The organism is Plantibacter sp. lyk4-40-MEA-4, assembly GCF_030209415.1.
Classification (GTDB): Bacteria; Actinomycetota; Actinomycetes; order Actinomycetales; family Microbacteriaceae; genus Plantibacter; species Plantibacter flavus_A.
The window spans coordinates 96,320-121,772 of the sequence record NZ_JARVSA010000009.1 but is presented as its reverse complement, the minus strand read 5'-3'; the positions used below and the strand labels follow the sequence as shown (position 1 = coordinate 121,772).

General features: G+C 70.4%; 22 protein-coding genes. 2 read left to right on the top strand and 20 right to left on the bottom strand.

Annotation, left to right across the window (positions count from 1 at the left end):
* The first annotated feature begins 120 nt into the window (after window positions 1–120).
* Window positions 121–387 carry a mycoredoxin gene (locus QRN44_RS15390; protein WP_064294490.1) on the top strand — a complete coding sequence of 89 codons (267 nt, stop codon included), beginning with the start codon at window positions 121–123 and terminating at the stop codon, window positions 385–387.
* 57 nt (window positions 388–444) lie between these two features.
* Here the strand turns inward: QRN44_RS15390 and QRN44_RS15385 are convergent, their stop codons facing one another.
* The 18 genes from QRN44_RS15385 to QRN44_RS15300 form a co-directional block, all read right to left on the bottom strand.
* Window positions 445–2,628, bottom strand: coding sequence for a DEAD/DEAH box helicase (locus tag QRN44_RS15385; RefSeq protein ID WP_285039561.1), 2,184 nt, complete (start codon window positions 2,626–2,628; stop codon window positions 445–447).
* 165 nt (window positions 2,629–2,793) lie between these two features.
* A complete protein-coding gene (locus tag QRN44_RS15380; protein ID WP_079707135.1) occupies window positions 2,794–3,186 on the bottom strand; it encodes a DUF779 domain-containing protein in 393 nt (130 codons plus the stop codon).
* A 121-nt stretch (window positions 3,187–3,307) separates the two neighbouring features.
* Window positions 3,308–4,831, bottom strand: a complete 1,524-nt coding sequence (exaC, locus tag QRN44_RS15375) for an acetaldehyde dehydrogenase ExaC (RefSeq protein WP_121291772.1) — start codon at window positions 4,829–4,831, stop codon at window positions 3,308–3,310.
* Between the two features lie 114 nt (window positions 4,832–4,945).
* Entirely contained in the window at window positions 4,946–6,226 is a 1,281-nt protein-coding gene (locus QRN44_RS15370) for a GAF domain-containing protein (protein WP_285039560.1), read from the bottom strand.
* Between the two features lie 75 nt (window positions 6,227–6,301).
* Window positions 6,302–8,596: a heavy metal translocating P-type ATPase gene (locus QRN44_RS15365; protein WP_285039559.1), complete on the bottom strand. Its 2,295-nt coding sequence runs from the start codon at window positions 8,594–8,596 to the stop codon at window positions 6,302–6,304.
* Window positions 8,596–8,820: a heavy-metal-associated domain-containing protein gene (locus QRN44_RS15360; protein ID WP_064294496.1), complete on the bottom strand. Its 225-nt coding sequence runs from the start codon at window positions 8,818–8,820 to the stop codon at window positions 8,596–8,598. The genes QRN44_RS15365 and QRN44_RS15360 overlap by 1 nt, the downstream gene beginning before the upstream one ends.
* Window positions 8,821–8,902: 82 nt before the next feature.
* Complete coding sequence (locus QRN44_RS15355; RefSeq protein WP_121291775.1) at window positions 8,903–9,901, bottom strand: malate dehydrogenase; 999 nt, start codon at window positions 9,899–9,901, stop codon at window positions 8,903–8,905.
* 9 nt (window positions 9,902–9,910) lie between these two features.
* Window positions 9,911–11,509 (bottom strand): SDR family oxidoreductase, encoded by a 1,599-nt coding sequence (locus QRN44_RS15350; RefSeq protein ID WP_285039558.1) that lies wholly within the window; start codon window positions 11,507–11,509, stop codon window positions 9,911–9,913.
* Window positions 11,510–11,599: 90 nt separating this feature from the next.
* Complete coding sequence (locus tag QRN44_RS15345; RefSeq protein WP_121291777.1) at window positions 11,600–12,460, bottom strand: aldehyde dehydrogenase family protein; 861 nt, start codon at window positions 12,458–12,460, stop codon at window positions 11,600–11,602.
* A complete protein-coding gene (locus tag QRN44_RS15340) occupies window positions 12,457–13,953 on the bottom strand; it encodes an aldehyde dehydrogenase family protein (RefSeq protein WP_079002725.1) in 1,497 nt (498 codons plus the stop codon). Before QRN44_RS15340 ends, QRN44_RS15345 begins: the two co-directional genes overlap by 4 nt.
* Window positions 13,954–13,959: 6 nt before the next feature.
* A complete protein-coding gene (gene deoC, locus QRN44_RS15335; protein ID WP_121291779.1) occupies window positions 13,960–14,982 on the bottom strand; it encodes a deoxyribose-phosphate aldolase in 1,023 nt (340 codons plus the stop codon).
* Entirely contained in the window at window positions 14,979–15,980 is a 1,002-nt protein-coding gene (locus QRN44_RS15330; RefSeq protein WP_083397443.1) for a sugar-binding transcriptional regulator, read from the bottom strand. The genes deoC and QRN44_RS15330 overlap by 4 nt, the downstream gene beginning before the upstream one ends.
* A gap of 140 nt (window positions 15,981–16,120) precedes the next feature.
* The gene (locus QRN44_RS15325) at window positions 16,121–17,350 is read right to left on the bottom strand and encodes an MFS transporter (RefSeq protein WP_285039557.1); all 1,230 of its coding nucleotides are present in this window, start codon (window positions 17,348–17,350) and stop codon (window positions 16,121–16,123) included.
* A complete protein-coding gene (locus tag QRN44_RS15320) occupies window positions 17,350–18,282 on the bottom strand; it encodes a bifunctional riboflavin kinase/FAD synthetase (protein ID WP_064294502.1) in 933 nt (310 codons plus the stop codon). Before QRN44_RS15320 ends, QRN44_RS15325 begins: the two co-directional genes overlap by 1 nt.
* Window positions 18,279–18,698: a hypothetical protein gene (locus QRN44_RS15315; protein ID WP_064294503.1), complete on the bottom strand. Its 420-nt coding sequence runs from the start codon at window positions 18,696–18,698 to the stop codon at window positions 18,279–18,281. The genes QRN44_RS15320 and QRN44_RS15315 overlap by 4 nt, the downstream gene beginning before the upstream one ends.
* A 102-nt stretch (window positions 18,699–18,800) precedes the next feature.
* Window positions 18,801–19,169 carry a hypothetical protein gene (locus tag QRN44_RS15310; RefSeq protein WP_064294504.1) on the bottom strand — a complete coding sequence of 123 codons (369 nt, stop codon included), beginning with the start codon at window positions 19,167–19,169 and terminating at the stop codon, window positions 18,801–18,803.
* On the bottom strand, window positions 19,166–20,101 hold the full coding sequence (gene truB, locus QRN44_RS15305; RefSeq protein ID WP_285039556.1) for a tRNA pseudouridine(55) synthase TruB: 936 nt from the start codon (window positions 20,099–20,101) through the stop codon (window positions 19,166–19,168). The genes QRN44_RS15310 and truB overlap by 4 nt, the downstream gene beginning before the upstream one ends.
* Window positions 20,102–20,165: 64 nt before the next feature.
* Window positions 20,166–20,840 carry a nucleoside/nucleotide kinase family protein gene (locus QRN44_RS15300; protein WP_285039555.1) on the bottom strand — a complete coding sequence of 225 codons (675 nt, stop codon included), beginning with the start codon at window positions 20,838–20,840 and terminating at the stop codon, window positions 20,166–20,168.
* A 38-nt stretch (window positions 20,841–20,878) separates the two neighbouring features.
* On the opposite strand from QRN44_RS15300, the gene QRN44_RS15295 reads away from it, so the two are divergent.
* The gene (locus QRN44_RS15295) at window positions 20,879–21,763 is read left to right on the top strand and encodes an iron-sulfur binding domain-containing protein (protein WP_285039554.1); all 885 of its coding nucleotides are present in this window, start codon (window positions 20,879–20,881) and stop codon (window positions 21,761–21,763) included.
* A gap of 209 nt (window positions 21,764–21,972) precedes the next feature.
* Here QRN44_RS15295 and rbfA read toward each other — a convergent pair whose 3' ends face one another.
* Together rbfA and infB are read right to left on the bottom strand one after the other, a co-directional pair.
* On the bottom strand, window positions 21,973–22,410 hold the full coding sequence (rbfA, locus tag QRN44_RS15290; protein WP_079707157.1) for a 30S ribosome-binding factor RbfA: 438 nt from the start codon (window positions 22,408–22,410) through the stop codon (window positions 21,973–21,975).
* Between the two features lie 118 nt (window positions 22,411–22,528).
* A complete protein-coding gene (gene infB, locus QRN44_RS15285; RefSeq protein WP_285039553.1) occupies window positions 22,529–25,303 on the bottom strand; it encodes a translation initiation factor IF-2 in 2,775 nt (924 codons plus the stop codon).
* Between the last annotated feature and the right edge of the window lie 150 nt (window positions 25,304–25,453).

The following is a 25,453-nucleotide window of genomic DNA, read 5'->3' as shown; positions in this document are numbered from 1 at the left end:
CACCTCAGGTGCCGGGAGTCATCCCCGACAATACCGTCTCGCCGACGGTGCTTCATCCGGCGCCGGTGGTCCTCCGGCCCAGAGGGTCGGTGCCTCGTCCACCGGGGTTAGGCTGCTGGGATGAGTGCCGACGACTACCTGCCCGCCGATGGCGGCATCACGATGTTCTCCACGACCTGGTGCGGGTACTGCGCCCGACTGAAGCACCAGCTGTCCGCAGCCGGCATCCCGTTCACCGAGGTCGACATCGAGCAGGTCCCGGGCACCGCCGACCTCGTCGCCTCGCTGAACGGCGGCAACCAGACGGTCCCGACGGTGATCTTCCCCGACCGCTCGACCGCGACGAACCCGTCGCTCGCGCAGGTGAAGGCGGCTCTCGGCGTCTGACCCGCCGACGACGTCCGGCCGGGCGACCCGTGGTCATCCGGTCGGACGTATCGGTCGTCAGGCCCCCAGCGCCTCGCGGAGCAGGTGGACGAGGGCGTTCAGCTGCACCGAGTCGACCGATGCGACGTCCTGGTCGCTGCCGTCGAGCGCGCGAGCGGCCAGGCCCTGCTTGCTGTCGATGAGTTCCGCGACCTTCGCGTCGATCGTGTGCGCGGCGATGATCCGCCAGGCGGTGACCGGCTCCTCCTGACCGATGCGGTGCACGCGGTCGATCGCCTGGGTCTGCTCGGCGGCCGTCCAGGACAACTCGGCGAGCACGACGTTCGACGCGGCCTGCAGGTTGACGCCGACGCCGGCGGCGGTGAGCGAACAGACTGCGACCGCGACCTCCGGATCGGTGTTGAAGGCGTCGATCGCGGCCTGACGCGCCTGCGCGGTCTGGTCGCCGCGGAGCGACACCGTCTTCAAGCCGCGACCCGCGAACAACTGTTCGGCCGCGTTCATGACGTCGATGTGCTTCGCGAAGAACACGACCTTGCCCACGGACCGCGCGAGCTGCGCCGTGTAGTCGGCGGCGAGGACGGCCTTGGCCTGACCGATCTTGCGGATCATGGTGAACACGTTCTCCGTGCCACCGGCGGCCTTGGACTCGTCGAGCTCGGCCTGGGCGACCATGCGCATGAGGTCGGTGTTCGGCTCGTGCAGCGCGTCGACGCGCTCATCACGCGACTCCAGGACCCGCACGTAGCGGGACTTGAGCCGTTGCCCGAGCTCGGCCTCGGCGTCGCGGATGGACCGGATCGCCTCGTCGTCAAGCTCGACCGGGAGGTCGGCGACGCGCTTGGCGGGCAGGTCCTTGGCGACGTCGAGCTTCTTGCGGCGCACGATGCCCATGTCGATGACGGCGGACCGCGCGGCGGCGTAGAAGGCGTGCTCGGCGGGGGTCAGGCCGGTGTCCTCGAGCCGCTCCATAAGTTCGGCGGTCGGCTTGCCGTCCTTGATCCAGCCGAGGAACTGCCAGATGGCGTTGAAGTCCTCGACGTCGTTGATCAGCGGCGTGCCGGTGAGCGCGAGCAGCAGCGGGTCCTGGCCGGGCGTCGCCTTCCGGATCCGGTTCGCGAGTGACAGCACGTGCTGCGAGCGCTGGGAGTGGAGGTTCTTGATGAAGTGCGCCTCGTCGACCACCATGCCGCGGAAGCCGAGCGTCCCGAGCCAGGCGAGGTGACGGTCGAGGACCTCGTAGTTCACGATGATGACGTCGGCGAAGGCGTCGAGCGCCTGGCCGTCGCCGTGGATGACCGTGGCGCGTCGGTGCGGCGTCCAGCGCTCGACCTCGCGCGCCCAGTTCATCTTGACGACGTTCGGGACGATGACGAGGAGCGGGTACGCCTCGGCGACCGAGGCGGCGAGGACCGACTGTGCGGTCTTGCCGAGGCCCGGCTCGTCGGCGAGCAGGAACGAGCGGTGTCCTTCACGGACGCTCTCGACGAAGCGCGCCTGGTGCTTCATGACCTCGAGGCCGCGCGGCGAGAGCCGGTCGAGCTTCGGGGCCTCTGGTAGGTCCATCGAGGCCGCTCCCCCGCCGGAACCGAGCTCGAACGCCTTGTACAGGGGGCCCATGAGCTCCCAGCTGTCGAGTCGTCGACGCACGGTCGGCTGCGGTGCCGCCTGGCTGAAGTCCGGGGCGAGGAACGGATTGGCCAACTGACGTGCCTTCACCGACTGCGGGATGACCTGCTTCTCGGCGAGCTCGGCCGGGACGACGGACTCCACGACGGGCTTCTCGATGGTGATGATGAGTTCGTCGGCGCTGAGTTCGGCGCCCGACTCGAGGAGCCAGTCGCGCCGGAGCCGCTGCGCGACGGGGCTCGTCGCCGCATCGGCCTCGAGGAGCTGGATGAGCGAGGTGTCGCGCGCCGCCGTCTTGGCGAGGATGGTCGCCACACCGTCGAGGCGCTTCAGGAGCTCGGCCCGCGTGGCGTCACTGTAGGTCGTGTCGGCTTTGACCCTGGCACGTTCCTCGCGGACGAGGAAGGCGATGACCTGGTACTTGGTCCGGTTGGTCGGCCCGACCTTGCCCTTCTGCGCCTTCGCCTCGACCTCGCGCACCTTGCGGGCGAGGATGGGGATGATCGGCGCGTCGTCGTCGTGACGCGACGAGGATCCTCTGGGGTTCGAGCGGCCAGATGAACGGGTGCTGGAACGCCCCTGGGAACGGCGTTGCTGGCCGGTGTGCGGCATGCTCCTCCTGAGCAGTCGAAGAGCCTCATCGGCCGAGGGGCCGGAAGAGACGGGCGCCGGGCCCGACTGGTCGTCGTGGAGCAACAGAGCGTTGCACGAGACGGACACGGGCGCCCGACGGGCGTGTGCCCAGTCTACGCCATCGGCCGCTTCGGTCGCGAGCGCTCAGTCCGGCGCGCTGTCGACGAGCCCGAACCGCTCCAGTTCGGCGTCGTCGAGCATGCGCGAGCGGATGAGGAAGCGCTGTCCCGTCGGGGCTTCGACGCTGAACCCGCTCCCCCGCCCCTGGACGACGTCGATCGTCAGGTGCGTGTACTTCCAGTACTCGAACTGGGAACGCGACATGTAGACCTCGACGGGCGCGTCGAGCCCGGGCACGTCGAGCGTGTCGAGCAGGACGTCGACCGCGCCCGTACGGAACATCCCGACGGGGTAGCACATGGGCGAACTCCCGTCGCAGCAGCCGCCGGACTGATGGAACATGAGCGGTCCGTGCAGCGCGGTCATCTCCCGCACTAGTGCGGCCGCAGCGTCGGTGACGTCGACCCGTCCGGTCATGGTGTCCTCCTTCGTCGTGTCGTGTGCCCGGCCCTGCCCCTCCGCCGGTCCCCGAGCCTGTCGATGGGCGCCCTTCGACAAGCTCAGGGACCGGATGGGGCTCAGGGACCGGGGACGTCGATCAGAAGAAGCCCATCGGCCCCTCCGCGTAGCTCACGAGCAGGTTCTTCGTCTGCTGGTAGTGGTCGAGCATCATCTTGTGGTTCTCCCGGCCGATGCCCGACTGCTTGTACCCGCCGAACGCCGCGTGCGCCGGGTACTGGTGGTAGGTGTTCGACCAGACGCGTCCCGCCTCGATCGCCCGCCCGGCCCGGTACAGCGTCGTCGCCTCACGGCTCCACACCCCGGCGCCGAGACCGTAGAGGGTGTCGTTCGCGATGGAGATCGCCTCGTCGTAGTCCGCGAAGCTCGTGAGCGCGAGCACGGGCCCGAAGATCTCCTCCTGGAAGATCCGCATGTCGTTCGTCCCCTCGAAGACGGTCGGCTGGACGTAGAACCCGCCGCTCAACTCACCGCCGAGGTCGGCGCGCTCGCCGCCGATGAGCAGCTTCGCTCCGCCCTGTCTGCCGATGTCCATGTAGGAGAGGATCTTCTCGAGCTGGTCGTTCGACGCCTGGGCACCGATCATCGTGTCCGTGTCGAGCGGGTTGCCCTGCTTGATCCTGCCGATGCGGGTCAACGCGTCGCCCACGAAGCCGTCGTAGATGGACCGTTGGACGAGCGCCCGACTCGGGCAGGTGCAGACCTCGCCCTGGTTCAGGGCGAACATGCTGAATCCCTCCTGCGCCTTCTCGTAGTACTGGTCGTGCTCGCGCGCCACGTCCTCGAAGAACACGTTCGGGCTCTTGCCGCCGAGCTCCAGCGTCACCGGGATGAGGTTCTCGCTCGCGTACTGCATGATCAGGCGCCCGGTCGTCGTCTCGCCGGTGAACGCGATCTTCCGGATCCGCGGGTGGGAGGCCAGTGGGGCCCCGGCCTCGATGCCGAAGCCGTTGACGACGTTGAGCACGCCGGCCGGCAGCAGATCCTTCACGAGGTCGACGATGAGGTGGATCGACGCCGGGGTCTGCTCGGCCGGCTTCAGCACGACGCAGTTGCCTGCGGCGAGCGCCGGTGCGAGCTTCCACACGGCCATGAGGATCGGGAAGTTCCAGGGGATGATCTGTCCGACGACGCCAAGCGGTTCGTGGAAGTGATAGGCGACGGTGTCGTGGTCGAGTTCCGAGATGCCGCCCTCCTGGGCGCGGATCGCCCCCGCGAAGTAGCGGAAGTGATCGATGGCCAAGGGGATGTCGGCGGCCAGGGTCTCGCGGACCGGCTTGCCGTTCTCCCAGCTCTCGGCGACGGCGATCTCCTCGAGGTGTTCCTCCATGCGGTCGGCGATGCGGCCCAGGATCACCGCGCGCTCGGCGACGCTCGTCTTCGACCAGGCGGGGAACGCCTTCCATCCCGCCTCGACCGCTCGGTCCACGTCGGCCGCGGTGCCTCGGGCGATCTCGGTGAACACGGCACCGGTGACCGGGGTCGGGTTCTCGAAGTACTGGCCGTTCGCGGGCGGGACGTACTCGCCCCCGATGAAGTGGTCGTAGCGGGGGGCGTAGCTGAACACGGCACCTTCGGTACCCGGGTTGGCGTAGACGGTCATGTCACTCCTTGTCGACGACGTTGTCGGTGTCGCACCGCTCAGGTGCGTGCCGTCGACGCTAGTCGGCGGGAGGTTGCAGGAGGTTGCGACGAGGTCCGTGGACCGGATCGGCCGTCAGGACGCCGAGAGCTCGGCGTCGATCGCCTCGATGCGGGCGACGAGGCCGGCGCGCTTCGGTGACCGCGGCGGCAGCAGTCGGAGGCAGGCGTGCAGGACCTCGACGTCGTCGGGCGCGGCCGCGGTCCGGATGTAGTCGTGCAGCAGGTCCGCCGAGGCGTCGGTCAGCATCGCCTCGCGAAGGCGCGTCGCGACCCGCTCGCGGAGGTCGACGACACCGGGGGCGGTGGAGTCCGGCAGGAGCGGACCCGGGTACGCGGCGAGTGCTGCGCGGTGGGCGCCGCGGTCGAGGAGGGACAACACCTGGTGGGCGTCGAGCTGGAGCGGGGTGGTGAGCCGGTACGGCCGCGAGACCGGCACGAGTGTCGGCGCGGTCCCGCCGAGCACCTTCCGCAGCCGGACGAGCTCCGCCCGGAGGGTGACCGCCGCCTCGTCCCCGTCGTAGAGCAGCCCGGCGAGCGCGTCGGCGCTGAGGCCCTGGTGGTGCCAGGCCAGCAGCGTCAGGATCTCGGCGTGCCGTCGGCTGAGCTCGGTCGGGCGGCTCGCCCCGTGTCCGATCAGCAGGCCGGTGTCACGACCGAGCACCTGCAGGCCGGGCCGCACCGCGGTCGTCCGGCGGGGTGTGTCCGTGTGTGCGCGACCGGCGAACCGACGGTCGGCGACCGCGCGAAGCCGCTGCACCATGATCTCGGACTCGACGGCGGCCGCGGTGGCCTCCATCAGTGGCAGCGCATGCGAGGCGACCGCCTGCGGGCCACCGGTGATGTCGATCACACCGATGATCTGCCGGGTCTCGGGATCGTGCACCGGGACCGCCGTGCAGCTCCACGGGTGCACGAGCCGGTTGAAGTGCTCGGCCGCGTGGATCTGGATGCCGTGGTCGAGTTCGAGTGCGGTGCCCGGCGCGCTCGTCCCCACCTCCCGCTCGGACCATCCGGCACCCTCGACGAAGAGCATGCCCTCCGCCCGTCGCCGCAGATGACGGTCGCCGTCCACCCAGAGCAGTCTGCCCATGGCGTCGCCCACCGCGACGAGCATGCCGGAGTCGTCGTCCGCGTCGTTGACCAGCAGCTTGGTGATGACCGGGAGGACGCCGGCGAGCGGGTGCCCGAGCCGGTGGTCGCGCAACTCGTCCTCGTCGAAGGCGAGCTCCGGCATGAGGTTGTCCGGGTCGAGGTGACGGCCCATCGACCGTTCCCACGACTCGCGGACGAGCCGTCGGACGAGTCCGCGCTGCGCTTCGGCACGCGCCGGGGCCGCCAGCCACGGACTGGACACCTCACCACCACCCATCCACGTCGACCGGTTCTGCGGACAGTGTATCCGCCGCAGCCCGTCGGTCGACGGGTAACCTCAGGCGGCCGGACGGAACCGGCGGAGACGCAGGCTGTTGAGCACGACGAACACGCTGGAGAACGCCATCGCCGCACCCGCGATCATCGGGTTGAGGAGGCCGAGGGCGGCGAGCGGGATCGCCGCCACGTTGTACGCGAACGCCCAGAACAGGTTGCCGCGGATGATCCCGAGCGTCCGTCGGGAGAGCCGCACGGCGTCGATCGCCGTGGCGAGGGAACCGGAGACGATGCTGAGGTCGGCTGCACCCTTGGCCGCATCCGTGCCCGTCCCCATGGCGATCCCGAGATCGGCCGTGGCGATCGCCGCGGCGTCGTTCACCCCGTCGCCGACCATGGCGACGCGGTGACCGGCCGCCTGGAGCCGTTCGACGGCGGCGACCTTGTCGGCGGGGCTCGCGTCGGCGATCACCTCGGCGATCCCGACCTCGGCCGCGACCCGCGCTGCGACGGCCGCGTTGTCGCCGGTGAGGAGCACGGGTGTCATCCCCAGGGACACGGCGCGTCCGATGGCGGCGCGGGCCTCCGGCTTCACCGTGTCGGCGACCTCGACGACGCCGCGGACCTCGCCGTCCCAGGCGACGACCACCACGGTACTCGCACGCTCCGCGGCTGCAGCCAGGGCGCTCGCCGCGTCCGGTCCGATGCGGAAGCCCTGGTCCTCCGCGAAGGCGGGACGTCCGGCCAGCACGGTTCCGCCGTCGATCGTGCCGGTGACGCCGAGACCCTCGAGGCTCGCGAAGTCCGAGACCACCGGACGCGGTGCGTCGCGGCGGGTCGCTTCCGCGACGATCGCCTCGGCGATGGGGTGCTCGGAGGCCGCCTCGAGCGCCGCGCCGAGGGCGAGCACCTCGTCCGTCGCACCGGCCGCCCAGACCTCCGTGACGCTCATCCGCCCGGACGTGACGGTCCCCGTCTTGTCGAGCAGGATGCGGTCGATCCCGCTCGCCCGCTCGAGCGCCTCCGGTCCGGCGATGAGGATGCCGAGCTGCGCACCGCGTCCCGTCCCGACGAGGAGGGCCACCGGGGTCGCGAGCCCCAGCGCGCACGGGCAGGCGATGATCAGGACGGCGACCGCAGCGGTGAACGCCGCCTCCATGGTCGAGCCGGTGAGCGCCCACACGATGGCGGTGCCGAGGGCGATCACCAGCACGACCGGGACGAACACGCTCGAGACGCGGTCGGCGAGCCGTTGGACCCGGCTCTTCCCGAGCTGCGCCGCCTCGACCGCCTGAGCCATACGCGCCAGCTGCGTCCCGGCGCCGACGGCCGTCGCCCGCACCACGAGACTGCCGCCGCGCGCGATCGTGCCACCGATGACCCGCGAGCCGGCTACGAGCTCGACCGGGACGGACTCCCCTGTCACGAGACTCTCGTCGACACTCGCCGCCCCCTCGACGACGACCCCGTCGGTGGCGACGGACTCACCGGGACGCACGAGGAAGTGGTCTCCGACGAGCAGCTGCTCGATCGGGATCCGTTCCTCGGTGCGGGTGGGCGCCATGAGGTCGGTGGGGTCCGGCGCACGATGCCGGAGCACGGAGACCTCCGAGGCGCCCAGCGTCATGAGGTCGCGGAGTGCCTCGCCGGCGGCACGCTTCGACCGCTGCTCGATGAGGCGACCGGCGAGCAGGAAGACGGTCACGCTGGCGGCCACCTCGAGGTACAGCGCGCTCGACGGGTCGGCGTCGGGTGCGAAGAAGGCGAACTCGTGCCGCATGCCCGTCATCCCGGCCATGCCGAAGAAGAGCGCCCAGACGGACCACAGGTACGCGGCCCCCGTCCCGAGCGTGATGAGGGTGTCCATCGTCACCGAGCCGTGTCGCAGCGTCGCGAACGTCGCCCGGTGGAACGGGTACCCACCCCAGAAGACGACCGGCGTCGCGAGGGTCAGCGAGAGCCACTGCCAGTGGTCGAACTGCCAGGCGGGGATCATCGCGAGCAGCACGACGGGCAGCGCCAGCACCGCGCTGACGACGAGGCGGGTGCGGAGCGTCGTCACGGTCGCCGAGGGGTCGGGCGTCGTTCCCGACGTCGGAGTCTGCTCCCGGTTCACTGCGGCGCGTTCGTCAGCGGGCGGACGCACCGTCGCCGTGTAGCCGGCCTTCGAGACGGCCGCGATCAGCTCGTCCGCGGTGACGGTGGAGGGTGCGGTCACCGTCGCCCGTTCGGTCGCGAGGTTGACCTGCGCCTCGACACCGTCGAGCGCGGTCAGCCGCTTCTCGACGCGTGCCACGCAACTCGCGCAGGTCATGCCCTCGATGTCGAGGTCGAGCTGGATGAGTGGCGCGCTCATCAGCGACGACCCACGAGCGTGTAGCCGGCTTCCTGGACGCCGGCACCGATGGCGGCCTCGTCCGTCGAGGAGGCACCCGAGACCGTGACCGTCCCCGCGTCGAGATCCACGGCGACCCCGTCCACGCCGGAGAGCGCGGAGAGCTCGGTCGTGACAGCGGACACGCAGTGCGCGCAGGTCATGCCGTCGACGCGGTAGGTGGTGGTTGCGGTGGTCTCGGACATGCGTCCTCCTCAGTGGATCGGAGCCTTCACTATACCCCCAGGGGGTACCCCCTGCAACCGTCCGCGGGACGCGATCGCCTGATCAGCCGAGCAGGCCGAGCGCCCGCACCGCCGCCCGCTCCTCCTCGAGTTCCACCACGGAAGCGTCGATGCGCCGCTGCCAGACGGGCGCGATGTCGAGCCCCTCGACCACCTCCCAGCGTCCGTCGACCGAGCGGGCCGGGAACGAACTCACGAGCCCCTCCGGTACGCCGTACCAGCCCTCCGATGGGAGTGCCACGGAGGTCCAGCGCTCCGGCCGGCCCGGGGTCGCCGTGCCGTCCACCCAGTCGCGCACGTGGTCGATGGCGGCGGCAGCGGCCGAGGCGGCGGATGACGAGCCCCGGACCGCGATGATCTCCGCTCCGCGCTTCGCCACCCGTGGGATGAACTCGTCGGCGATCCACTCCTCCCCGACGAGTTCGAGGGCCGGACGACCACCGACCGTCGCGTGGGAGAGGTCCGGCACCTGGGTCGCCGAGTGGTTGCCCCAGATCACGACGCCGTCGATCTCGGACACGGGTGCGCCGGTCTTGGCGGCCAACTGCGCGACGGCGCGGTTGTGGTCGAGTCGGGTCAGGGCGGTGAACCGTTCGGCCGGCACCCCGGCGGCGGCCGACTGGGCGATGAGTGCGTTCGTGTTGGCCGGGTTGCCGACCACCAGGACGCGCACGTCGTCGGACGCACCGGCTCCGATCGCCGCGCCCTGTGGTGCGAAGATCCCGCCGTTGGCCGCGAGGAGGTCGGCTCGCTCCATGCCCGGACCACGGGGACGGGCACCGACGAGCAGGGCGACGTCCACCCCGTCGAAGGCGCGCGACAGCTCGGTCGTCGCCTCCACCCCGGCCAGGAGCGGGAACGCGCAGTCCTGCAGTTCCAATGCCGTCCCCTCGGCCGCTCCGAGCCCCTGCGGGATCTCGAGCAGGCGCAGGACGACGGGCCGGTCGGGCCCCAGCAGCTGACCTGACGCGATGCGGAAGAGCAGGGAGTAGCCGATCTGGCCTCCGGCTCCGGTGACGGTGACGACGGTGGGTTCGCTCATACGGCCACGCTACTCCGCGGCCTTCGGCGTGGGTCGTGAGGCCTGCATGTCCGCCTCGGCGGAGTCGACCGCCTCGTGCTCCTCCGGCGACACCGGACCGACGCGGTTCTTCCGTTGGGCCGAGGTCTCGGACGGCAGTGCTACGGCCGCCTCCGTGATGCGGTTCGCCATCCCGTTGAAGATGATCCCGTGGAACGGCAGGATCGCGAACCAGTACAGGCGTCCGCCGAGCCCCTTCGGGAAGAAGACCGCGCGCTGCCGGTAGACCGAGCCGTCGCCGACCGGGGTCGCGCTCATCTCCAGCCACGCGAGTCCGGGCACGCGCATCTCGGCGCGCAGGCGAAGCATCCGACCGCGTTCGAGGTACTCCACCCGCCAGAAGTCGAGGGCGTCCCCCACGCTGAGATGCTGCGGATCGTCGCGACCACGTCGGAGGCCGACACCACCGACGAGCTTGTCCATCCAGCCACGGATCGCCCACGCCAGCGGGAAGGAGTACCACCCGTTCTCGCCGCCGATGGACTCGATCACCGAGAAGAGGCGGTCGGCGCTCGCGGAGGTCTTCCGTTCCTTGAGATCGATGTAGACGGTGTGTCCGGCCCAGTCGGGGTCGCTCGGCAGCGGGTCGCTCGGCGCGCCGTCGACGGTCGCGTTCCGCCAGGAGGTCTCGACCTCACCGTCCCGCATGCGCTGCAGTGCGAGGCGCACCGCGCGTCGGTACCCCGTCAGACCGCCCTCCGGCGGCGGGATGACCGCATCGATGTCGTGGTCGCCCATGACGCAGTCGACGAGCAGCGACTCGATGATCGGCGACGCGAGCCGGCGCGGGATCGGCGTCACGAGGTTCACCCACTGCGAGGCCAACCACGGGGTGAGGACCGGGAGCGGCGCGATCGGGCGCTGCGAGAGGCCGGCCTCGACCGCGTAGCCGTTCATCATCTGTCCGTACCGGAGGACGTCGGGGCCACCGATGTCGAAGGCGCGGTTCACGTCGCGGTCGACCTCGGCGCCCGCGAGCAGGTAGTGCAGGACGTCACGGACCGCGATCGGCTGGATGAAGTTCCGGACCCAGCGCGGCGCCGGCATGTACGGCAGGATGTCCGTGAGATGGCGGATCATCTCGAACGAGGTCGATCCGGAGCCGATGACCACACCGGCCTGCAGGACGATCGTCGGAACGCCCGAGGCGAGCAGGATCCGCCCGACCTCGGTGCGGGACCGCAGGTGCTTCGACAGTTCGACGCCCTCGGGGTGCAGGCCACCGAGGTAGACGATGCGCGAGACCCCGGCCGCCGCAGCGCCGGCGGCGACGTGCTCGGCGGCGGCGAGCTCCGTCTGCTCGAAGTCGCCCTTGCCGCCCATGGAGTGCACGAGGTAGTAGACGACGTCGACGTCCTCGCAGGCCGAAGCGACCCGGGCGGCGTCCCCGAGATCACCCTCGACGACCTCTACCTGCTCGCGCCAGGGCACGTCGGTGAGCTTCTGCGGCGAGCGCACGAGCACCCGCACCGTGTACCCGGCCTCCAGCAACCGCGGCACGAGCCGCCCGCCGATGTAGCCGGTGGCACCCGTGACGAGTACGCGCTTCGGAGTCGATGATTCGGTCATGGATGCAACGTTACGACCCGTCGACGACGACGGCGCCCGGCTGTACAGCCGGGCGCCGCTGTGCAAGCACCACGCGGGTGCTGCAGGCCGCTAGAGGAGCGCCTTCGTGTGCCAGACGGTCTTCACCTCGGTGAACGCGGTGATGCGGTCGAGGCTCGCCGGAACCGGACCGCTGGCACCGCTCGGACGGACCACGCGCTTGAGCGTCTCGGCCGCGAGGACCTCGAGCTCGACCCAGTCGAGTGCTCCGGCGCCGGCGAGGTCGATCGCGTTGACGTCGGCGTGCGAGGCGAGCCACGGAGCCATCTCGGCCGGCGATCCGGTCAGCACGTTCACGACGCCGCCGGGGACGTCACTCGTGGCGAGCACCTCGGCGAGACTGATCGAGGAGAGCGGCAGGCGCTCGCTCGCGATCACGACGACCGTGTTCCCCGCGACCAGCGCTGGAGCGACGACGCTCACGAATCCGAGGAGCGACGAGTCCTGCGGCGCGATGAGCGCGACGACGCCCGTCGGCTCCGGAACCGAGAGGTTGAAGTACGGACCCGAGACGGGGTTCGCTCCCCCGACCACCTGGACGTACTTGTCCGCCCAGCCCGCGTACCAGACCCAGAGGTCGATGGCCTCGTCGACCTGCGCCGCGGCCTTCGCCTGCGAGACGCCTTCGGCCTGGACGATCTCTTCGATGAACTGCGCCCGCCGACCCTCGAGCAGCTCGGCGATGCGGTAGAGCACCTGGCCGCGGTTGTAGGCGGTGGCACCCGACCAACCGGCGAGTGCCGATCGTGCGGCGACGACCGCGTCGCGGGCGTCCTTCCGCGAGGCGAGCGATGCGTTCGCGAGGAACTCCCCCTTGGCGTTCGTCACCTCGTACGTCCTTCCGGATTCGCTGCGTGGGAACTTGCCGCCGATGGCGAGCTTGTAGGTCTTCGGGATGGTGAGCCGGCTCATCGCTGCTCCTCCTTCGTGGTGCTCGTGGATGGCGCGACGGTGGCGGCGGCCGATGATCCGGCTGGCGCGAGGTAGGCACCGAGCCCGTGGCGACCACCCTCGCGGCCGTACCCCGACTCCTGGTACCCGCCGAACGGGCTGGCCGGATCGAACCGGTTGAAGGTGTTCGCCCAGATGACGCCGGCGCGGAGCTTGTCCGCGACCGCGAGGATCCGGCTGCCCTTGTCGCTCCAGATACCCGCGGAGAGTCCGTACGGGGTGTTGTTCGCTTTCGCGATGGCCTCCGCGGGTGTCCGGAAGGACATGACCGAGAGGACCGGACCGAAGATCTCCTCGCGGGCGATCCGGTGACTGGTGGACACGTTCGTGAAGATCGTCGGCGCGAACCAGAACCCGTTCTCGGGCAGCTCGCAGTCCGGGCTCCACCGTTCGGCGCCTTCGAGCTCGCCGATGTCCGAGAGTTCGCGGATGCGGGCGAGCTGCTCGGCCGAGTTGATCGCGCCGACGTCCGTGTTCTTGTCGAGCGGGTCGCCGACGCGCAGCGTCTGCAGACGGCTCTTCAAGCGGTCGACGACCTCGTCGTGGATGCTCTCCTGGACGAGGAGCCGGGATCCGGCGCAGCAGACGTGCCCCTGGTTGAAGAAGATGCCGTTGACGATGCCTTCGATGGCCTGGTCGATCGGGGCGTCGTCGAACACGATGTTCGCGGCCTTGCCACCGAGCTCGAGTGTCAGGCGCTTGTCGCTGCCGGCGATGGTCTTCGCGATCTCGCGCCCGACGGCGGTCGACCCGGTGAAGGCGACCTTGTCGACGTCGGGGTGGCGCACGATCGCCGCCCCGGTCGCTCCGGCACCCGTGACGATGTTCACGACACCGGCCGGCAGCTCGGCCTGCTGGAGGATCTCGGCGAAGATGAGCGCCGTGAGCGGCGTGGTCTCGGCCGGCTTGATGACGACCGTGTTGCCGGCGGCGAGCGCCGGTGCGACCTTCCACGCGAGCATGAGGAGCGGGAAGTTCCACGGGATGACCTGCCCGGCCACGCCGAGGGCGCGCGGGTTCGCACCGAGGCCCGCGTAGTCGAGCTTGTCGGCCCAACCCGCGTAGTAGAAGAACCAGGCGGCGACGAGTGGGACGTCGACGTCGCGGGACTCCTTGATCGGCTTGCCGTTGTCGAGGCTCTCCGCCACGGCGAGCTCGCGGGCGCGCTCCTGCACGAGGCGCGCGATGCGGAAGAGGTACTTGCCGCGGTCGGCGCCCGACAGCTTCGACCACACCCGGTCGTAGGCACGCCGCGCGGCGGTGACGGCGCGATCGACGTCGGCGTCACTCGCCGCGGAGATCGTCGCGATCGACTGCTCGGTGCTCGGCGAGATCGTCTGGAAGGAGCCACCCGTGCCCTCGGTGAACTCGCCGTCGATGAAGAGGCCGTATTCGGAACGGAGGTGGAGGACGGAGGTCGACTCCGGGGCTGGTGCGTATTCGAGGAAGCTCATGATGTCCTAGTCGATGGTGACGTAGTCGGGGCCGGAGTAGTGGCCGGTGGTGAGTTTCTGACGCTGCAGGAGCACGTCGTTGAGGAGGCTCGAGGCACCGAAGCGGAACAGGTGCGGCTGGAGCCACTCCTCGCCGACCGTCTCGGCGACGGTCACGAGGTACTTGATCGCGTCCTTCGAGGAACGGATGCCGCCGGCGGGCTTCACACCGATCTGCTCTCCGGTGAGGCGGTACCAGTCCCGGACGACCTCGAGCATGAGGAGGGTGACCGGGAGGGTCGCGGCGGGCGCGACCTTGCCGGTGGACGTCTTGATGAAGTCGCCGCCCGCGAGGATGGCGAGCCACGAGGCGCGCTTCACGTTGTCGTAGGTGTTCAGCTCGCCGGTCTCGAGGATGACCTTGAGGTGGGCCGAGGAGCCGTCGCTGCGTCGGCAGGCCTCCTTGACCGCGACGATCTCGTCGAAGACCTGGCCGTACCGGCCGGAGAGGAACGCACCCCGGTCGATGACCATGTCGATCTCGTCCGCTCCGGCGTCGACGGCGTCGGCCGTGTCCGCCAGCTTGACCGCGAGGGAGGCGCGTCCGCTCGGGAAGGCCGTGGCGACCGCCGCGACGTTGATCCCGCCGGCGTCTGGTCCCGCACCCGGCTGGGTGTGCGCCGCGCCGAGCGCCTCGACGGCGTACGGCACCATGTCGCCGTACACGCAGACCGCGGCGACGCGCGGAGTGGACGGATCCCCGGCGTCCGGGGTGATGGCCTTGGCCACGAGGGAGCGCACCTTGCCGGGGGTGTCGGCGCCCTCGAGGGTGGTGAGGTCGATGAGTTCGATGATGCGGTCGAGGGCCCAGGCCTTCGACGTCGTCTTGATCGAGCGCGTACCGAGGTCCGCTGCGCGCTGTTCGAGCCCGACGGCGTCGACGCCCGCGAGGCCGTCGAGGTAGCGTCTGAGGCTGGCGTCGGTGACGGGGCCGTCGACGAGTTCGAGCGCCGTCGGCTTCGCCACGAGGTCGCCTGGTGGAGTGGTCATGGTGCGTTCCTTCCGAGCAGTTCCTGCTCCGGGGTGTGCTGCTTCGCGGATGATGGTTCGTGGTCGGCGAGGAGTGCCGTCGCGGTCGCCTCGTCGGTGACGAGCACGGTGCAGAGGCCGCTGCTGACGACGGCCCTCGCGACGGCGTGCTTCTGGGCTCCGGCGATGACCGCGATGCTGCGACCGGCACGTCGGAGCGCTTCGAGTCCGAGCCCGACCGTGCGCTCGTCGAGTGTGGGGTCGACGATCATGCCCTCGGCGTCGATGTAGCGCCCGACGACGTCGCCGACGGCACCGCGTGCGACCAGGACGTCGACGTCTGCGGCCGTGAGGTACCCGCTGTGGACGAGAGCGGAGTCCGGCCCGGCCACTCCGGCGCCGTACAGGTAGGTGTCGGCCGCTGCGGCCGTGCGGAGCACCTCCGCGACCGTGCGGTCCGACTCGATGCTCAGCTTCGTCTCCAGGCGCTCGAAGATCGCCGGGCTCGGGAGCAGGGTGACGTCACCACGGCCCTTCTCGGCGATCCGTGCAGCCGTGGCGGCCGCAGTGCCGACACGCTGGTTGAGACTCACGCCGCCGTTGATCTGCACGACGGAGAGCCCCGTCGCCCAGCCGTCGGACAGGTGGTCGGCGATGTCACGCAGCGTCCTCCCCCAGCTCACACCGAGCGTCCGCGGCACCGGTCGCATGGCGCCGAGGTAGTCGGCCGCCGCGCGCGCGACGCGTTCATGGAGGTCGGCACTGTCGCTCGGGCTCGGCACGACGACCGCGTCCGCGAGTCCGAAGCGCTCGCGGAGCGCCCGTTCGAGCGGGAGGCGGCGTGCGCGCGGGTGCACGATCTCGATGCGGATGTAGCCGAGTTCACGGGCCTGGGCGAGGAGCCGACCGACCTTCCACCGCGTGATGCCGAGCAGCGCGCCGATCTCGTCCTGGGTCTTCGTCTCGTCGTAGTACAGCTCCGCGGCGCGCACCGCGAGCAGCTCGTCGCTTTCGATCACCTCGGGCCTCCTCCGGATCGTCTCCAGCCTAGGACGCCACCACCACCCGGACAACGCCTGTTGGTACCCATGCTCAGATGAGCAGCGGCCGGTGCGCGGATGCGCATCGCCGCTGGGCGCCGTCGGGAGGACCAGACCGGTCAGCGACCGCGTGCTGCGAGGTCCGCCTCGATCGTCGTCGGTCGGCCGGTGATGCGGCCGGCGATGGCGCACAGCGCGCCCGTGGCCAGCAGGAGCAGCAACGGGACGGTCCACGATCCGGTCACGGCGTGCACCAGGCTCACGACCAGGGGGCCGAGTGCACCGAGGGTGTAGCCGACACTCTGCACGAAACCGCTCAGGGCGACCGCGCCCTCGTGGGTCGCCGTCCGCAGGTTGATGAGGACGAGGGCGAGCGGGAACAGCAGCGGGCCGAGGCCGGCCAGCAACACCCACAGCCACGTGAGCGTCGCCGGCCACAGGAGCAGCCCGAGATAGCCGAGCACGAAACACCCGCTCGCGACGTAGACGAGGACGGCGACGTTCCGCAGCCTCGCGACGAGCATCGGGACGATCAGGCTCGCCGGGACGCCCATCGCGGAGAAGAGCGAGAGCAGCAGGCCGCCCTGGGCCGGGGTGACGCCGGCGACGTCACCGACGATCGCGGGAAGCCAGGTGAACATCGCGTAGGCGTTCAGTGAGGAGGTGGCGAACACCGCCGCGATGGCCCACGCGATCGGTGAGCGGTGGACGAGGACGCGCCCGGCGCGGGGCACCTCCTCGATCTCGGGGTCGGTCGCTGCGGCGGCCCGGGCGTCCCGACGCTCCCGCACGATGAGCGTGATCCAGGGCAGGACCGCGAGCATGGCGACGATGGACCACACGCCGAGCGACACGTGCCACCCGGCGGCGTCGGCGACCGGCACGGCGATCAGTGGCGGGATGAACGTGCTGACCGACAGGACCGTCGCGTAGAGCGAGGTGACGAGGCCGATGCGGTCAGGGAAGTACTTCTTGACGAGCGGTGGGAGCACGACGTTGCCGATGCCGATGCCGGCGAAGCAGAGCGCACTGCCGATCGCGAGGACGGCGAAGTCGGGGGCGAGCGAACGCAGCAGGTGTCCGGCCACGATCGCCCCGAGCGCGATGAGCAGCACCGGCTCGAGGTGCAGCCGACGCACGAGCCGCGGGGTGAAGACGCCGAAGAGCGCGAAGCAGAGGGGCGGCAGCATCCCGAGGAGCCCCAAGCCGACCGCACCCACGCCGATGTCGCCGTCGATCTCGGCGAAGATCGGTGAGAGTGAGGTGACGGCCGTGCGGAGGTTCGCCGCGACGAGCACGATACCGACGAGCGCGAGGGCCCTCCCCCGCCACAGGGGACGCGGACCCACTAGGACAGCATCCGGCGCGCGCGCTCGACGTCGTCGGTCATCTGCACGATGAGCGGCTCGATCCCGGTGAACGCGACCATGCCGCGGATGCGCTCGACGAACTGCACCTCGACCTCGTCGTCGTAGAGGTCGAGATCGGTCTCGTCGAGGACGTAGGCCTCGACCTGCTTCTGCGGGACACCGTCGAAGGTCGGGTTGTTCCCGACCGAGATCGCCGCCGGATACCGACGTCCTCGCCAGAACAGCCACCCTGCATACACGCCGTCCGCGGGGATGAGCCCCTGCGAATCGGGAGACAGGTTGGCGGTCGGGAAGCCGAGTTCCCGGCCACGCTTGGCGCCGTGGACGACGACACCCCGCACGCCGGGCGGACGGCCGAGGAGCCGCGACGCCTCGCGGACGTCACCCTCCTCGAGGAGTTCGCGGATCCAGGTGGAGGACACCCGACGCCCGCCGCCGGGACGGACGTCGTCCACGACGCGCACGGAGAAGCCGTAGACCTCACCGAACGACTCCAGCGTGGCGACCGTTCCGAGGCCGCGATGGCCGAAGCGGAAGTCCTCGCCGACGAGGACCGTCTTGGCATGCAACGCTCCGACGAGGATCGAGGTGACGAACTCCTCGGGCGTGAGCTGGGCCAGTGTCTGGTCGAAGCGCAGCAGCAGGGCCGCGTCGACCCCGGCGTCCGCCAGGAGACCGAGCTTCTGCTCGTTGCTCACGAGCGACGCCGGGCAGCGGTCTGGGTTGATGAGGCTCAGCGGGTTGCGGTCGAAGGTGACGGCGACAGAGCTGAGACCGGCTGCCGCGGCCTCCTCGAGGAGCGCGGCGACGACCGCGCGGTGACCCGTGTGGACGCCGTCGAACTTGCCGATGGTGACGGCCGACGGTCCGAAGGCGTCAGGGACCTGGTCGAGCTCGGTGAACGTGATCATTTGCCGGTACGCCGATGTCCGGCCAACCACCACAGTCCGAGGACCGGGAGGACGAGCGGGATGTAGACATAACCGCGGCCGAAGCCGGACCAGACCGTGTCGTGGGGGAAGAGTTCGGGGTCGAGCAGGCTCAGCAAGCCGACGATCAGGACCCCGGCGAGTTCGAAGGAGATCGTGGCCCATGCGATCCGCCGCCAGACGGCGCCTGGAGCGACGAGCGAGACGGTCGCCAGGATGTACACCACCGCGGCGACGGCCGAGAGCAGATAGGCCAGGGGCGCCTCGTCGAACTTGGTCGTGATCTGCACCACGGACCGGCCGGTGGCGGCGAGCGCCAGGATGCCGTAGACGGCGACGAGGACGACCCCGACACCACGGACGCGTGGACGGGCTGGAGCGGTGGTGGGGAGAGGCATGACCCGACGATTCTATGCGACGCGGGCCCTCGCCCCGGCACTTCACGACCGTCACGCGAGCTGCGGTGCCGTCGTCCTCCACCGCCGTCGGTGCGCCGACGGTCAGCCGAGCTGGACGGTCCAGATCTGCTCCATGCGGTAGAGCATCACCGCGATCGCGAGACAGACGACGCCGAGGACGACCGTCGACCATCGGGTGCGTTCGACGAGCGCCCAGAATCCGCCGGCGATCGGCAGGATCATCGCGGAGACGAGGTAGGTGTAGAACTCGGGCACACTCCCCGTGGCGGTGTTCCCGAACGCGGGCGCGGCGATCGCCACCACCAGCTGCGCGATGAGGAGGACCTCGACGAGTGCCGTCGCCCCCATCGTCAGGTCGTTCGGCGCGCGCCCGGCGAACCCGAGCACGATGCAGAGGAGCCCGGCCACGACCGCGACCGCGATCTGGGCGAGGGTGAACCACTCGATCATGCCGGTTCCTCCGCCGGGAAGTTCACGACCGACTTGAGCGAGCCGCCACGGCGCTCGACGAGCCCCACCAGTCGGCCGTCCGGCGCGACGGCGGCGATCGGACCGGTGTGGCCGGCCGGCAGGTCGCGGTCGAGCCGCTTCCCGTGGCCGAGGTCGACCGCCTCCTGCTCCGTGAGCTCGAGGGCACCGAACAGGCGCTTCGCGACGTCGGCCGGGTGCAACAGCGCCGTCTCAACGTCGAGGTCGTCGATCGTCGATGCGTCCATGACGTCGAAGGGTCCGATCCGGGTCCGGCGAAGCGCGGTGAGATGGCCGCCGACGCCGAGGGCCGCCCCCAGGTCGCGGGCGAGGGCGCGGATGTAGGTGCCGGAGGAGCAGACGACCCGGACGTCGACGTCGATCGCCGCGCCATCCCGACGGATGGCCAGCACGTCGAACGCGCTGACCGTGACCGCACGGGACTTCAGCTCCACCTCGATCCCCTCGCGGGCCAGGGCGTAGGCGCGCTTCCCGCCCACCTTGATGGCGCTCACCGTGCTCGGCACCTGCTCGATGTCGCCCGTCAGCGGACGGATCGCGGCGATGATCGCGTCGTCGTCCACGGCAGCCACTGCGGCCTGGTCGGCGCGCTCGGTGACCTCACCTTCGGCGTCGTCGGTGGAGGTCGCCTCGCCGAGGCGGATGGTCGCCGTGTACTCCTTGTCGAGACCGACGATGAAGGTCAGCAGACGGGTCGACGAGCGCGTACCCAGCACGAGCAGCCCGGTGGCCATGGGGTCGAGCGTTCCCGCATGCCCCACCTTGCGCGTGCCGGCGAGCCGTCGCACCCGGGCGACCGCATCGTGGGAGGTGTGTCCCTGCGGCTTGTCGATGAGGAGGATACCGGGACGGGCGGACGCCGACCCGGGTGCTGCTGTGCTGTTCTCGACCACCTTGCAACGGTACCAGCGGCGGTCGGCACCGCCTGGCGGCCGGATCACCCCTGGGCGGCGGCGCTCAGCAGAAGTCGGCGAAGATCCGCCGTGGGTGCCGCTCGTCCGTGTTGTCCACGAGGGCGGTCGCCCGCGCGGTCGGGTCGTCGTCCTTGCGGTAGAGCGCCTGCCCGCCTACGTAGCGTGCGTTGGACGGCGCCGTCGGGTCGGCGTCGACGCCGAGGCGCTCGTGCAGCCGCTCGTAGGCCGTCGCCATCGGGACGTCGAGCCAGACCGACGCATGCCAGAGGCCGCGGAGCTCGGGACGGTTCAGGAAGACGCCGTCGACGATGAGGACGGCGTCCTGCGGGCCGGTCGTCCAACGCAAGGGAGCGCCGACGTCGCGCTGCTCGTCGAACCCGACGAGTTGGAAGCCGGCGCTGCCCGCCAGGCGGAAGGGCTCGACGAGCACCCTGCGGAACAGCGGATAGTCGAACGAGTCGAGCCAGTAGCCCTCGGCCGAGTCCCGCCCCCGCGCGTACCGTTCCTCGCGAGGACGGTGGAAGTCGTCGATCGAGGCACGGAACACCGCGCGTCCGGCCTCGTCGAACACCTCGGCCAGTCCGTCGGCGAACGCCGCCGTGCCGGAGCCGCTGACGCCGTCCACCGCGATGAGGGTGCGGCCTCGTGGGTAGTCCCGCTGGAACTGGTCTCGCAGCTGCCGGAGCAACTCGATCCGTGGTGTCGTGACGAGCTTCATGGCGCCGAGCCTACCCGCGCGGATCGTAGGCTGGTGCGGTGCCGCCCGAACCCTCCGACCTCGCCCCGCTCGTGACGGCCTGGTTCCGTACCGATGCGCGCGACCTCCCCTGGCGACGCCCGGGATTCCCCGCCTGGGGCACGCTCGTGTCGGAGTTCATGCTCCAGCAGACGCAGGTCAGCCGCGTGATCCCGCGGCTCGAGGAGTGGCTCGGGCGCTGGCCGACGCCAGCCGACCTGGCGGCCGAACCACCGGCAGAAGCCGTCCGCGCCTGGGGCCGGCTCGGCTATCCGCGCCGAGCGCTCTGGCTTCACGCGGCGGCCACCCAGATCGCCGAACGGCACGACGGCATCGTCCCGTCGGACGTGGATCAGCTCCTGGCGCTCACCGGCATCGGCGACTACACCGCCCGCGCCGTCGCCGTCTTCGCCTACGGGGACCGGCACCCGGTGGTGGACACGAACACCCGACGGGTCATCGCCCGAGCCGTCCGCGGCCAAGGCGAACCCGGTCCGCCGAACGCCAAGGCGGACCTCCCAGCGATGGAGGCGCTCCTACCGGAGTCCCGCTCGGAGGCAGCCGTCTTCAACGCCGGGATGATGGAGATCGGCGCGGTGGTCTGCACCGCTCGGGCACCTCGGTGCGAGGAGTGTCCGCTCCGCGAGGTGTGCGCCTGGCGCGCAGCGGGATACCCGGCCTACGACGGACCGGTCAAGACGAAGCAGAAGCAGTTCGCGGGCAGCGACCGACAGGTCCGGGGCATCATCATGGCCGAGCTCCGCTCGACCCACCGCTCCCTGACGGACGAGGAACTCCGGACGCTCTGGCCCGACGGCGAGCAGTTCGACCGCGCACTCGCCGGACTGGTCGCCGACCGCCTCGCGGTGCGCGTCGACGGCGGATACGCGCTCCCCCACGACTGACCGGTCCCTGAGCCCTATACGGCCCTCTCGTCCCATCCGGTCCCTCAGCCCCACACGGCCCCTGAGCCCCGCCCGGTCCCTGAGCCCGGCCCGCGGTCCCTGGGGCCCACTCGCGGTCCCTGAGCCTGTCGAAGGGCGCACGTCGACAGGCTCAGCGACCGGACGAAGCAACCCGGTCCCTGAGCCTGTCGAAGGGTCGTGCGAGGTGTCTAGTCCTCGGCGTCGACGTCGCGCGGCTTGACGTAGGGATCCTCGTCGCCGGCGTAGGCGGCACCGGCGGCAAGCCCGGCCACCTCGGTGTCGCGGTTCTTCGCCTCGCGCAGCAGGTCTTCGATGTGCTGCGCGTTCTCCGGGATCGCGTCCAGGAAGAAGTCGAGGCTCGGGGTCAGCCGGGTGTTGATGTTGCGCCCGATCTCGGCACGCAACAGGCCCTTGGCGGACTCGAGCGCGGCCGAGGTGTCGGCGCGTTCCTCGTCGGAGCCGTACACCGTGTAGAACACGTTCGCGTGTTGGAGGTCGCCGGTCACCTGTACGTCGGTGATCGTCACGAAGCCGAGCCGCGGGTCGCGGATGCCCTTGTCGAGCCGTTTGGCGATGACTTCCTTGATGCGGTCCGCCAACTTGCGGGCCCTGGGGTTCTCTGCCATCTCGTCCTCCTCTGATGACCGCGGGGCGGAGGGCCGCCCGACGGATGCTGCACACACAATACAAGCAGGAATCCCCGCCGCCCTCCCTGAGGAGGACGACGGGGACCGGCCGGGCGGACTAGCCGCGCGGCTTCTCCTTCATTTCGATCGTCTCGATCTCGTCGCCGATCTGGATGTCGTTGAACTTGCCGAGACCGATACCGGCCTCGAAGTCCGTACGCACCTCGGTGACGTCGTCCTTGAACCGACGCAGCGATTCGATCGCCAGGCTGTCGCCGACCACGACGCCGTCGCGGATGACCCGCGCCTTGGCGTTCCTCGTGATCGTTCCCGAGCGGACGATGACACCCGCGATGTTGCCGAACTTGGAGGAACGGAACACCTCGCGGATCTCGGCGACACCGGACTGGACCTCTTCGTACTCGGGCTTGAGCATGCCGGTGAGGCTCTGCTCGACGTCCTCGAGTGCGTTGTAGATGACCGAGTAGAAGCGGACGTCCACACCCTCACGGGCCGCGCGCTCGCGGGCCTTCGGGTCGGGGCGCACGTTGAACCCGATGATGATCGCGTTGTCGATCGTGGCGAGGTTGACGTCGGACTCGGTGACCGCACCGACACCGCGGTGGATGATCCGCAGCTGGACGCTGTCGTCGACGTCGATCTTGAGCAGCGACTCCTCGAGTGCCTCGACGGCACCGGAGACGTCACCCTTGATGATGAGGTTGAGCGCCTCGACCTTGCCCTCTTCGAGTGCACGGGTGAAGTCCTCGAGCGAGATGCGCTTGCGGGCCTTGGCCAGAGCGGCGTTGCGCTCCGCGGCTTCACGCTTCTCGGCGATCTGACGCGCGGTGCGGTCCTCCTCGGTGACGAGGAAGGTGTCGCCTGCCCGAGGAACGCTCGAGAGGCCCTGCACCTGGACGGGACGCGAGGGACCCGCCTCGGCGACGGTGTCGCCGTTCTCGTCGACCATCGCACGGACGCGGCCGTATGCCGTACCGGCGACGATCGCGTCACCGACGCGGAGGGTACCCGACTGGATGAGGACGGTCGCGACGGAACCGCGGCCCTTGTCGAGCTTGGCCTCGATGGCCACACCGCGTGCGTCCTTGTTCGGGTTGGCGCGCAGGTCGAGACCGGCGTCCGCAGTGAGCAGCACGGCGTCGAGGAGGTCCTTGATGCCGGTGCCGGCACGAGCCGAGACGTCGACGAACATGACGTCTCCGCCGTACTCCTCGGCGACGAGGCCGTACTCGGTCAGCTGCTGGCGCACCTTGGCCGGGTTGGCATCGGGCTTGTCCACCTTGTTGACCGCGACGACGATCGGCACGTTGGCCGCCTGCGCGTGGTTCAAGGCCTCGACCGTCTGCGGCATGATGCCGTCGTCCGCCGCGACCACGAGGATCGCGATGTCGGTGACCTGCGCACCACGAGCACGCATGGCGGTGAACGCCTCGTGACCCGGGGTGTCGATGAAGGTGATCGGACGCTCGATGCCCTCGTGCTCCGCGACGACCTGGTACGCACCGATGTGCTGCGTGATGCCACCGGCCTCGCCGGCGACGACGTTCGCATTGCGGATGGCGTCGAGGAGGCGCGTCTTACCGTGGTCGACGTGACCCATGACGGTGACCACGGGGGGACGGATGGCGAGGTCCTCGTCGGACTCGTCCTCCAGCTCCTGGTCGAGGTCGATGTCGAAGCCCTCGAGGAGCTCCCGGTCCTCGTCCTCGGGCGAGACCATCTGGATCTTGTAGCCGAGCTCGGAACCGAGCACGTCGAAGGTCGCCTCGTCGAGCGACTCCGTCGCCGTCGCCATCTCACCGAGGTGGAACAGCACGGTGACGAGGTTGCCGGGGCTGGCGTCGATCTTGTCGGCGAAGTCCGAGATGGACGCGCCACGACGCAGACGGATGATGGTGTTGCCATCGCCGCGGGGGACGCTCACGCCGCCGAGCGACGGGGCTTCCCGCAGCTCGAATTCGGCCCTCTTCGTCCGCTTCGACTTGCGTGCCTTGCTCTTGCCGCCACCGCGACCGAAGGCACCTGCGGTACCACCGCCGGGTCCGCGACCACGACCGCCGCCGCCACCAGGGCGACCGGCGAATCCACCGGCGGGTGCACCACCGGGGGCACCGCCGGGACGGAAGCCACCACCGGCACCACCGGGACGGAAGCCGCCGCCGCCGGCGGGACGACCTGCGCCACCCGGACGACCGGGGCCACCGGGACGCTGGCCCTGGCCGACGCCCGGACGGGGCGAGCCGGGGCGCGGAGCCTGCGGACGCGGGATGTTGCTGGGGTTCGGACGCTGACCCATGCCCTGAGCCGCTGCGAACGGGTTGTTCCCCGGACGCGGCGTGCCGGTGGGGCGCTGGCCCATGCCCTGCGAGGACGCGAACGGGTTGTTCCCCGGACGCGGAGCACCGGGACGGGGGCCGCCCGGCTTCGCGGCGTCGCCGGAGGGCGAGTCGCCGGCGGCCGGAGCCGCGGGTGCGGACGGTGCCGCCGGAGCAGCGGCAGCTGCTGCCTCCGCCGCGGGGGCGGGAGCGGGAGCGGCCGGAGCCTTCGGGCCTGGAGATGCCTGCTTCGGCGCAGGCGCAGCGGGCGCCTCAGCCTTGGGGGCGGGTGCCGCGGGGGCCGGAGCCTTCGGCGCTGCGGGGCCCGGGGTCGGAGCGCCGGGCGTGGCCGGACGCTTCGCCGGGGCGGCGGGGGCGGCTGGCGCCTTCGCGCCCTCGGCCTCGAGGGCGGCGCGCAGCTTGCGGGCCACCGGTGGTTCGATACTGGAAGACGGTCCCTTGACGAACTCGCCCAATTCCTTGAGCTTCGCCATGGCGATCTTGCTGTCTACTCCGAGTTCGGATGCGATCTCGTGTACACGTGGTTTTGCAGCCACAATTCTCCTGTCTGAGCTTGCACCCAGGCAGGGGCAAGCGTTAGTGGTGGACGGTGCTCATTTCGAGCCGCTCATGAGTTGTCCATTAGCCGTTCAGCCTGTTCTCTCGGAATGCCGCACCCGGGTGGGGCGGCAGCAGGATGGAGGCCC

Coding starts and splice junctions, on each gene's coding strand:
- QRN44_RS15390 (WP_064294490.1), top strand. CDS start 121: ATGAGTGCCGACGACTACCTGCCCGCCGATGGCGGCATCACGATGTTC.
- QRN44_RS15385 (WP_285039561.1), bottom strand. CDS start 2,628: ATGCCGCACACCGGCCAGCAACGCCGTTCCCAGGGGCGTTCCAGCACC.
- QRN44_RS15380 (WP_079707135.1), bottom strand. CDS start 3,186: ATGACCGGACGGGTCGACGTCACCGACGCTGCGGCCGCACTAGTGCGG.
- exaC (WP_121291772.1), bottom strand. CDS start 4,831: ATGACCGTCTACGCCAACCCGGGTACCGAAGGTGCCGTGTTCAGCTAC.
- QRN44_RS15365 (WP_285039559.1), bottom strand. CDS start 8,596: ATGAGCGCGCCACTCATCCAGCTCGACCTCGACATCGAGGGCATGACC.
- QRN44_RS15360 (WP_064294496.1), bottom strand. CDS start 8,820: ATGTCCGAGACCACCGCAACCACCACCTACCGCGTCGACGGCATGACC.
- QRN44_RS15355 (WP_121291775.1), bottom strand. CDS start 9,901: ATGAGCGAACCCACCGTCGTCACCGTCACCGGAGCCGGAGGCCAGATC.
- QRN44_RS15350 (WP_285039558.1), bottom strand. CDS start 11,509: ATGACCGAATCATCGACTCCGAAGCGCGTACTCGTCACGGGTGCCACC.
- QRN44_RS15345 (WP_121291777.1), bottom strand. CDS start 12,460: ATGAGCCGGCTCACCATCCCGAAGACCTACAAGCTCGCCATCGGCGGC.
- QRN44_RS15340 (WP_079002725.1), bottom strand. CDS start 13,953: ATGAGCTTCCTCGAATACGCACCAGCCCCGGAGTCGACCTCCGTCCTC.
- deoC (WP_121291779.1), bottom strand. CDS start 14,982: ATGACCACTCCACCAGGCGACCTCGTGGCGAAGCCGACGGCGCTCGAA.
- QRN44_RS15320 (WP_064294502.1), bottom strand. CDS start 18,282: ATGATCACGTTCACCGAGCTCGACCAGGTCCCTGACGCCTTCGGACCG.
- QRN44_RS15315 (WP_064294503.1), bottom strand. CDS start 18,698: ATGCCTCTCCCCACCACCGCTCCAGCCCGTCCACGCGTCCGTGGTGTC.
- QRN44_RS15310 (WP_064294504.1), bottom strand. CDS start 19,169: ATGATCGAGTGGTTCACCCTCGCCCAGATCGCGGTCGCGGTCGTGGCC.
- QRN44_RS15300 (WP_285039555.1), bottom strand. CDS start 20,840: ATGAAGCTCGTCACGACACCACGGATCGAGTTGCTCCGGCAGCTGCGA.
- rbfA (WP_079707157.1), bottom strand. CDS start 22,410: ATGGCAGAGAACCCCAGGGCCCGCAAGTTGGCGGACCGCATCAAGGAA.